At 70.4% G+C, this 9,158-nt stretch carries 7 protein-coding genes; 3 read left to right on the top strand and 4 right to left on the bottom strand.

The window, feature by feature from the left end; all coding sequences use genetic code 11:
- Positions 1 to 173: 173 nt before the first annotated feature.
- Together AB0C38_RS47395 and AB0C38_RS47390 are read left to right on the top strand one after the other, a co-directional pair.
- Complete coding sequence (locus AB0C38_RS47395) at positions 174 to 887, top strand: MOSC domain-containing protein (RefSeq protein WP_360687544.1); 714 nt, start codon at positions 174 to 176, stop codon at positions 885 to 887.
- 54 nt (positions 888 to 941) lie between these two features.
- On the top strand, positions 942 to 1,577 hold the full coding sequence (locus AB0C38_RS47390) for a nicotinamide mononucleotide transporter family protein (RefSeq protein ID WP_360687541.1): 636 nt from the start codon (positions 942 to 944) through the stop codon (positions 1,575 to 1,577).
- On the opposite strand, the gene AB0C38_RS47385 is transcribed toward AB0C38_RS47390, so the two are convergent.
- On the bottom strand, positions 1,558 to 3,177 hold the full coding sequence (locus AB0C38_RS47385; RefSeq protein ID WP_360687538.1) for an L-lactate permease: 1,620 nt from the start codon (positions 3,175 to 3,177) through the stop codon (positions 1,558 to 1,560). The two genes, AB0C38_RS47390 and AB0C38_RS47385, sit on opposite strands and share 20 nt — an antisense overlap.
- A 220-nt stretch (positions 3,178 to 3,397) precedes the next feature.
- A complete protein-coding gene (locus AB0C38_RS47380; RefSeq protein ID WP_360687535.1) occupies positions 3,398 to 3,988 on the bottom strand; it encodes a TetR/AcrR family transcriptional regulator in 591 nt (196 codons plus the stop codon).
- A gap of 83 nt (positions 3,989 to 4,071) precedes the next feature.
- Between AB0C38_RS47380 and AB0C38_RS47375 the strand changes: the two genes are divergently transcribed.
- Positions 4,072 to 4,815 carry an SDR family oxidoreductase gene (locus AB0C38_RS47375; RefSeq protein ID WP_360687532.1) on the top strand — a complete coding sequence of 248 codons (744 nt, stop codon included), beginning with the start codon at positions 4,072 to 4,074 and terminating at the stop codon, positions 4,813 to 4,815.
- Positions 4,816 to 4,821: 6 nt separating this feature from the next.
- On the opposite strand, the gene AB0C38_RS47370 is transcribed toward AB0C38_RS47375, so the two are convergent.
- Positions 4,822 to 6,033, bottom strand: coding sequence for an alpha-hydroxy acid oxidase (locus tag AB0C38_RS47370; RefSeq protein ID WP_360687529.1), 1,212 nt, complete (start codon positions 6,031 to 6,033; stop codon positions 4,822 to 4,824).
- Between the two features lie 83 nt (positions 6,034 to 6,116).
- Positions 6,117 to 8,912, bottom strand: a complete 2,796-nt coding sequence (gene aceE, locus AB0C38_RS47365; RefSeq protein WP_360687526.1) for a pyruvate dehydrogenase (acetyl-transferring), homodimeric type — start codon at positions 8,910 to 8,912, stop codon at positions 6,117 to 6,119.
- Positions 8,913 to 9,158 lie beyond the last annotated feature (246 nt).

The following is a 9,158-nucleotide window of genomic DNA, read 5'->3' as shown; positions in this document are numbered from 1 at the left end:
GCACGGTCGGCGTGCTGCCCGTGTCGGTCGCCACCGGGGCCTGGTAGCTGATCGGACCGACCGCCACGGCGACTCGTTCATGACGTCCGGCGAGGTGAACGACTCGTTCATGACCTCGAGGACGGGCCCGGCGGACGAGGAAGCCGCCGGGCCCGTCCCGTTACGCTGGGGCGATGGGGGTCGTGGCGGCGCTGTGGCGCTATCCGGTGAAGTCGATGCGGGGCGAGCGGCTGACCGAGGCGACACTCGGCGAGCGCGGCCTCGACGGCGACCGCCTCCACGCGGTCCGCGATCCCGACGGCAAGTTCGGCAGCGGCAAGAACACCCGCCGGTTCCGCCGGATGGCGGGCCTGCACACTTTCGCCGCGCGATACGACGGCGACGTGCCGGTGGTGACCCTCCCGGACGGCCGGACCGTCCGCGGGGACGCCGTCCACGGGGAGATCGCCGCTGCGCTGGAGCGCCCGGGCGTCCGGCTCGTCCGGGAGGCGGAGATCCCGCACCACGACGAGGCCGCCGTCCACCTGCTGACGACGTCGTCGCTGGCCTGGCTGGCCGAACGCGCTCCCGGCGTCGAGATCGACGCGCGCCGGCTGCGGCCCAACGTCCTCCTGGACACCGGTCCGGCGCCGGAGCTCGCCGAGGAGGCCTGGCTGGGGGAGCGGGTCCGGATCGGCGGCGTCGAGCTCGAAATCCTCCGCAAGGCCGTCCGCTGCGTGATGGTCGACCTGCCGTGGGACGGCCTCCCCGCCGCGCCCGGGCTGCTGAAGACGATCGCCGAGGCCAACGGCATGACCCTCGGCGTCCACGCCCGTGTTGTCCGCGGCGGCCCGCTCCGCGTCGGGGACGTCCACGAGGTGGGATGTTCCGCGGCTCACAGTCTCTAGGGAATTCACCCCCTCCGGAGCATGTTTGATGCGGTAGGACGAAAGGGGCGTCAGGTGGATTTCCTGCTGCACCACGGAATCACGGTGCTCGGTCAGTGGATCTCGATCGCGGAGCTCGCCGGGCAGGTGTTCGCGCTCGCCGTCGTGTTCCTCGCGCAGCGTCGCACCCTGTGGACGTGGCCCGTGCAGGTCGGCGCGACCGTGCTGCTCTTCGCCGTCTACGCCTCGGCCCACCTCGGCGGGCTCGCCGCCCGGCAGGTCGCCATCCTCGCCATCTCCGTCTACGGCTGGTGGGCCTGGACCCGCCGCCGGGACCCGGTGTTCGGCGTGGTCGTGCGGCAGGGACGGCTCGTCGAACGGCTGGCGATGCTCGGCGCCTTCCTCGCCGGCACGACCGTGATGGCCCTGGTCCTCGACGCGCTCGACGCGTCCTGGGCGCCCTGGCCGGACGCCGCCATCTTCGTCGGCACCCTCGTCGCCTTCGCCGCGCAAGGGGCCGGGCTCGTCGAGTTCTGGCTGGTCTGGCTGGTCGTCGATGCGATCGGCGTGCCGCTGCAGATCTCGTCCGGGCTGTACTTCTCGGCCGCGATCTACATCGTCTTCGCCGGGCTCGTCGTGCACGGCTGGTGGAGCTGGAACCGCTCCGCGCGCCGCGTCGCCGACCGTCAGGTCATGGCAGCATCCAGCTGAGCACCGCGGTGCTCTGACCCCACACGATCAGGCACATCACGAGCAGCAACCCGATGCTCCACGGCAGCACCTTCCGCAGCAGCTTGCCCTCTTCGCCGGGCAGGTTCGCCGCCACGCACGCGATCGTGAGGTTCTGCGGCGAGACCATCTTGCCGAGGACGCCCCCGGAGCTGTTGGCCGCGGCCAGGAGGTCCGCGGGCAGGCCCGTCTTGTTCGCCGCCGTCACCTGCAACGCGCCGAACAGCGCGTTCGCCGACGTGTCCGAGCCCGAGACCGCGACGCCGAACCAGCCCAGAACCGGCGACAGGAACGCCAGGCCCGCGCCGGCGGCCGCGATGAACGTGCCGATCGTGCTCGTCTGGCCGGACAGGTTCATCACGTAGGCCAGCGCGAGCACCCCGGTGACGGTGAGGATCGCGAACCGCAGCTCCTTGACCGTCGCCAGCCACTCGTGCACCGCGCCGCTCGCTGACACGGCCAGGAGCACCGCCGTCAGGATCCCGGCCAGGAGCACCAGCGTGCCGCCGGTGTTGAGGAACGGCAGCGAGAACGTGTTGCCGGACACCGGTTTCCCGTTCGGGCCGGCGACGTTCAGCCCCGGCCAGTGGAACTTCCAGGTCGCCTTGTCCAGCAGCTTCTTGATCGGCGGCAGCACGGCCAGGGAGAAGATCACGATGATCAGCGCGTACGGCAGGTAGGCCTTGACGACGTCGTTGCGGGAGTCCTCGGGCGGCGCCTCTTCGGTCGTCGTCCCGCCCGCTCGGCCCATGCCGATCCGGACGGCTTCGGGCACCGGGCGGCGGGTCTGCGGCAGCGCGACCAGCGCGGCGGCGCCGGCGAGCGCGGCGCCGATGTCGGCCAGCTGCGGCGACACGTAGTTGGACGCGAGGAACTGCACGAGCCCGAACGCGACCCCGCAGACCAGCGCGGGCAGCCAGGTGTCCTTCAGGCCGCGCTTGCCGTCGACGATGATCACCAGCAGCAGCGGCACGACCAGGGCGAGCAGCGGCGTCTGGCGGCCGACGATGGAGGAGACCTGCTCCAGCGGCAGCCCGGTGACCTGGGCCAGGGTGACGACGGGCGTGCCCATCGCGCCGAAGGCGACCGGCGCGGTGTTCGCGACCAGCGCGACGACCGCGGCCTTCACCGGGTGGAAGCCGACTGCCACCAGCATCACGGCGCTGATCGCGACCGGCGCGCCGAAGCCCGCGAGGGCCTCCATGAGCGCGCCGAAGCAGAAGGCGATGATCAGCGCCTGGATGCGCGGGTCGTCGGAGATCCGGCCGAACGAGCGGCGCAGCACGTCGAAGTGCCCGGTCCGCACGGTGAGCCGGTAGATCCACAGCGCGTTGACGACGATCCACATGATCGGCCACAGCCCGAACGCGGCGCCCGACAGCGCGCCGGAGACGGCCTGGACGATCGGCATGCCAAAGGCGGCGATCCCGACGACGAGCGCGACGAGCAGCCCGATCAGGGCGGCGTGGTGCGCCTTCATCCGGACGACGCCGAGGAGGACGAGGACGGTGGCCAGGGGCAGCACGGCGACGAGCGCCGACAGGCCCAGCGAGCCGAGGGGAGTCACGTCTTGCACGAACACGGGCGACCTCCGTTTTCCACGATGCGAAAACGGCCTTTCGGCGAGTGTCCGAGATCTTCGTCACAAACTGGGCGGTCCGTCAAGAACTTGAGACCAGTTGGCCCAACGAGTCAGGCGATAACCCGGATCTCGCGTGACCGGGGACGTGACTCGCGTGACTGAAGCCGGAACTCGCGAGTTCCGGCCCCGATCACGCGAGATCCGGGTCTGATCACGCGAGTTACGGCTTCGGCAGGACCGCGAGGGCCGTTTCGGCGATCGCGTGCAGCTCCGCCGGGCTCGACCCGCCCTTGCCGAGCGCTTCGATCCCGCGGTTGACCGCCAGCAGCAGGCTCGCCAGCCGGGCCGGGTCGTGGCCGTCGGCGATGTCGCCGGCGCGCTGGGCCGCCGCGATGCAGCCGGTCAGCTGGTCGTGCAGCTCGCGGAACGCTCGCTGGGAGCGTGCGGCGATCGCTTCGTCGTGTTGTGCGCACTCGGCCGTGCTCTTCGCGATCAGGCACCCGCGCCGGTCGGTGTCGGCGGCGGTGTCCTCGGCGATCGCGATGACGTGCTCGCGCAGCCGCTGGTAGGCGGTTTCGTCGGGGCCTTCGAGCCGGCGGCGCGTCGCTTCCTCGGCCTCGGTGCAGTAGTCGTCGTAGACGCGCAGGAACAGCGCGTGCTTGTCCCCGAAGGCGCCGTAGAGGCTGCCCTTGCCGAGGCCGGTCGCCGCGGCGATGTCGTCGATCTTCGTGCCCGCGTAGCCGGTCGCCCAGAACTGGTCCCGGGCCGTGCGCAGGACCGCGCGCTCGTCGAAGCTCCGGGGTCTCGCCATGGGGCCAGCCTACCCATTCTTGACTATCTCGTCCAGAACCGCGTACGTTTTGGACGAGATAGTCAAGAACTCGGAGGAGCATCGTGAACCTGCAGGACAAGACAGCTGTCGTCACCGGCGGCGGCACCGGAATCGGGCTCGCCGTCGCGAAGCGGTTCGCGGCGGAAGGCGCGCACGTGATCATCACGGGCCGCCGCAAGGAGGTGCTCGACGACGCCGTCGCCGAGATCGGCGGCAGCGTTCAGGCGATCCGCGCCGACTCGTCGAGCCTCGCCGACCTGGACGAGGTCTTCCGCGCGGTGGCCGACCGCGGCCGCGGGCTGGACGTCGTGGTGGCCAACTCCGGCGGCGGGGTGACCCAGTCGCTGGGCGAGATCACCGAGGAGCAGTTCGACGCGACCTTCGGCACGAACGTCAAGGGCGTCGTCTTCACCGTGCAGAAAGCCTTGCCGCTGCTGAACGAGAAGGCGTCGATCATCATCACCGGCTCGACGACGTCGACGCGCGTGGCGCCGGGCATGAGCATCTACGCGGCGACGAAGGCCGCGGTGCGCAACTTCGCCCGCACGTGGGCCCTCGACCTACAGGGCAAGGGGATCCGCGTGAACGTGCTGAGCCCCGGGCCGACGCTCACCCCAGGCCTGCGCGGCCTGGCCGAGCCGGGCGCGGAGCAGCAGCTGCTCGACCAGATGGCGTCGGCGGTCCCGCTGGGCCGCCTCGGCGACCCTTCGGAGATCGCGGCCGCGGCGCTGTTCCTGGCCACCGACGAGGCGAGCTTCGTCAACGGCGTCGAGTTCTTCGTCGACGGCGGCCAGGCGCAGGTCTAGAGAGGGTTAACGCAGCGTCGCGTGCGAAGGCTTCAGGTCGGCCAGCGTCCGGACGCCCAGCAGCTGCATCGTGCGGACCATCTCCGTGCGCAGGATGTCGACGCACCGCTGGACGCCGCGCTCGCCGCCGGCCATCAGGCCGTACAGGAACGCCCGGCCGACCAGCACCGCGTCGGCGCCGCGGGCGATCGCCGCCACGATGTCGCCGCCCGACAGAATGCCCGTGTCGATCCAGACCTCGGCGCCGCCCTGGAGCTCGTCCAGCACCGCGGGCAGCAGCTCCAGGGGCGTCGGGGCCCGGTCGAGCTGGCGGCCGCCGTGGTTGGACAGCAGGACGGCGTCCGCGCCGTGCTTCACGACGTCGCGGGCGTCGTCGACGTTCTGCACGCCCTTCACGACGAGCTTCCCGGGCCAGGTCCGGCGGACCCAGTCCAGGTCGTCGAAGTTCAGCGTCGGGTCGAACAGCTTGTTCAGCAGCTCGGCGACGGTGCCGTCGAAGTGGCTCAGCGAGGCGAAGTGCAGGGGCTCGGTGGTGAGCAGGTTGAACCACCACGCCGGGTGCGTCGCGCCGTCGAGGAACGTCTTGAGCGTCAGCGCCGGCGGGATGGTCAGCCCGTTGCGGACGTCGCGCAGGCGGGCGCCGCCGACCGGGGTGTCCACGGTCAGCATCAGCGTGTCGTAGCCCGCCGCCCACGCGCGATTCATCAGATCTTCGCCCGCGCCGTGGTCACGCCAGACGTAGAGCTGGAACCACTTGCGAGCCTCCGGTGCGGCCTCGGCGAGGTCCTCGATCGACGTCGTCGCCATCGTCGAGAGGCCCATCGGGATGCCGTTGCGCTGCGCCACGCGGCCGACGGCTGCCTCGCCCTCGTGGTTCATCATCCGCGTGAAACCCGTGGGGGCGAAGGCGAACGGCAGCGCCGACGTCTTGCCGAGGATCTCGCGGGTGGTGTCCACATCGGACACCCCGCGCAGGACGTTCGGGTGGAACTCGATCCGCCGGTAGGCCTGGCGGGCGCGAAGCAGGCTGTCCTCGAGCTCGGCCGCACCGTCGGTGTAGTCGAAGGCCGCCCGCGGGGTGCGCTTGCGCGCGATCATCCGCAGGTCGGCGATGGTGTGCGCGTTCCCGAGGCGCCGTTCGGTCGGGTTGAGCACGATCGGCTTGGGCCGCAGGAGCTGTTTCAGCTCGTCCGGCTTCGGCAGTCGGCGCTTCGTCACCTTTATCAACTCCCTAACGGCCTGCACGGCGAGCGGGACCCGGCAGACATCGGATGTCTGCCGGGTCCCTTTCTAGCACCAGGTCACGCGCTCCCGGAATCCGACGTCTGCGGCCCGGCGGCCGAGATGTCGTCGAGCCGGTACTTCGTGGCCGCTTCGAGGACCTTCGCCTGCTCGACCTCGCCGCGCTTGGCCAGGATCGACAGCGCACCGACGGTGATCGACTCGGCGTCGACCAGGAACTTCCGCCGCGCCGCCGGCCGGGTGTCGGAGAACCCGAACCCGTCGGTGCCCAGCGTCAGCATGTCCGTCGGCACGTACGGGCGGATCAGGTCCGGCACCGCGCGCATCCAGTCCGACACCGCCACGACCGGGCCGTTCGTGCCCAGGAGCGCCTCGGTGACGTACGGCACGCGCGGCTCGCTGCCCGGGTAGAGCAGGTTGTCGTGGTCGATCTCGACGGCCTCGCGCCGCAGCTCGGTCCACGACGTGGCCGACCACACCGACGCCCGCACGCCCCACTCCTCGGCGAGGAACTTCTGGGCCTTGAGCGCGTCCGGCATCGTGACGCCCGAGACCAGGATCTGCACCTCCGGGCCGTCGCCCTCGGGCGCGCCCGCGTACTTGTACAGACCCTTCAGCAGGCCGTCGACGTCGAGGTTCTCCGGCTCGGCGGGCTGCTGGTACGGCTCGTTGTAGATCGTCATGTAGTAGAAGACGTTCTCGCCGTTGCCGTCCGGGCCGGTCTCGCCGTACATCCGGCGGAGGCCGTCCTTCACGATGTGCGCGATCTCGAACGACCACGACGGGTCGTAGGCGACCGCGGCCGGGTTGGTTGCCGCCAGCAGCAGCGAGTGCCCGTCCGCGTGCTGCAGGCCCTCACCGGTCAGCGTGGTGCGGCCGGCGGTGGCGCCGATGACGAACCCGCGGGCCATCTGGTCGGCGGCGGCGTAGAGGCCGTCACCGGTCCGCTGGAACCCGAACATCGAGTAGAAGATGTAGATCGGGATCATCGGCTCGCCGTGCGTCGCGTACGACGTGCCGACGGCGGTGAACGACGCGGTCGAGCCCGCCTCGTTGATGCCCTCGTGCAGCAGCTGGCCCTTCTCGGACTCCTTGTAGGCCAGCATCAGGCTCGCGTCGACCGACGTGTACGTCTGGCCGTGCGGGTTGTAGATCTTGGCCGTCGGGAACATCGAGTCGAGGCCGAAGGTGCGGGCCTCGTCCGGGATGATCGGGACGACGCGCTTGCCGATCTCGGAGTCCTTCGCCAGCTCGCGGACCAGCCGGACGAACGCCATCGTCGTGGCGACCTCCTGCTTGCCGGAACCCTTCCGGACGCCTTCGTAGACCTTGTCGCCCGGCAGCACGAGCGCCTTCGCGGACTTCGGACGGCGTTCCGGCAGGAAGCCGCCGAGCGCCTTGCGGCGGCCGATCAGGTACTCGATCTCCGGCGAGTTCGCGCCCGGGTGGTAGTACGGCGGCAGCTTCGGGTCGCGCTCGAGCTCCTCGTCGGTGATCGGGATCCGCTGCGAGTCGCGGAACAGCTTGAGGTCGTCGAGGGTGAGCTTCTTCATCTGGTGCGTGGCGTTGCGGCCCTCGAACGCCGGGCCCAGGCCGTAGCCCTTGATCGTGTGGGCCAGGATCACCGTCGGCTGGCCGTGGTGCTCCAGCGCCGACTTGTACGCCGCGTACACCTTGCGGTAGTCGTGGCCGCCGCGCTTGAGGTTCCAGATGTCGGCGTCGGAGAGGTCCTTGACCAGGTCCTTCGTCCGCGGGTCGCGGCCGAAGAAGTGCTCACGGACGAAGGCGCCGTCGTTGGCCTTGTACGTCTGGTAGTCGCCGTCCGGCGTGACGTTCATCAGGTTGACCAGGGCGCCGTCGCGGTCGGCGTGCAGCAGCGAGTCCCACTCGCGGCCCCAGATGACCTTGATGACGTTCCAGCCGGCGCCGCGGAAGTACGACTCCAGCTCCTGGATGATCTTGCCGTTGCCGCGCACCGGGCCGTCGAGCCGCTGCAGGTTGCAGTTGATCACGAAGGTCAGGTTGTCGAGGCCTTCGCCGGCCGCGATGTGGATCAGGCCGCGCGACTCCGCCTCGTCCATCTCGCCGTCGCCGAGGAACGCCCAGACGTGCTGGTCGTTCGTGTCCTTGATGCCGCGGTCGCGCAGGTAGCGGTTGAACCGCGCCTGGTAGATCGCGTTCATCGGGCCGAGGCCCATCGACACCGTCGGGTTCTCCCAGAACTCCGGCATCAGCCGCGGGTGCGGGTACGACGGCAGGCCGCCGCCCTCACCGGCGTGCGAGTACTCCTGGCGGAAGCCGTCGAGCTGCTGCTCGGACAGCCGGCCCTCGAGGAACGCGCGGGCGTAGACGCCGGGGGAGGCGTGGCCCTGGATGTAGATCTGGTCGCCGCCACCGGAGTGGTCCTTGCCGCGGAAGAAGTGGTTGAACCCGACTTCGTAGAGCGCGGCCGAGGAGGCGTAGGTCGAGATGTGACCGCCGACGCCGACGCCCGGGCGCTGGGCCCGGTGCACCATGATCGCGGCGTTCCACCGGATGTAGGCCCGGTAGCGGCGCTCGATCTCCTCGTCACCGGGGAACCACGGTTCGTTCTCGGTGGGGATGGTGTTGACGTAGTCCGTCGAGGTCAGCGCCGGGACGCCCACGTTGCGTTCGCGGGCGCGCTCCAGGATGCGCAGCATCAGGTACCGGGCCCGCTGCTGACCTCCCCTGGCCAGCGCCTCGTCGAAGGAGTCCAGCCACTCGGCGGTCTCCTCCGGGTCGATGTCGGGCAGGTGCGCAGCCAATCCGTCACGGATTACGCGTACGCGTGCCGGGGTCTCCTTGCCGGAGGCGCCGTCGTTCTGCGGGGCCAAGGGGTCTCCTTGCGAAAAGTTGCAGCCGGTGGTGCTCGTACTCGGGGGTGTACGACTCTCCATCGTCGTCTTCCGTCCCGGCTTCCGCACTGCTACTGAGCGGTAACATCAGCCGACCCGGTCGAGCCACTCCCCGCGCGCGGTGTATCGCGCGCGCGTTTTCTTCCTCCCCACCCTAGGGGACGCCCCCCGATGGGGTGGCAGACCGGTCTCGGGAGGTACCCGAAACGCCGTCGCGGGAGGCCG

The sequence above is a fragment of the Amycolatopsis sp. NPDC048633 genome, assembly GCF_040650695.1.
GTDB lineage: Bacteria > Actinomycetota > Actinomycetes > Mycobacteriales > Pseudonocardiaceae > Amycolatopsis.
Note: the sequence above shows the minus strand (reverse complement) of the source record. Positions and strands in the feature narration are given on the sequence as shown.

What these genes read in the sequence shown, in the direction of transcription:
- AB0C38_RS47380 (WP_360687535.1), bottom strand. Translation starts at nt 3,988, where the DNA reads ATGGCGAGACCCCGGAGCTTCGACGAGCGCGCGGTCCTGCGCACGGCC.
- AB0C38_RS47395 (WP_360687544.1), top strand. Translation starts at nt 174, where the DNA reads ATGGGGGTCGTGGCGGCGCTGTGGCGCTATCCGGTGAAGTCGATGCGG.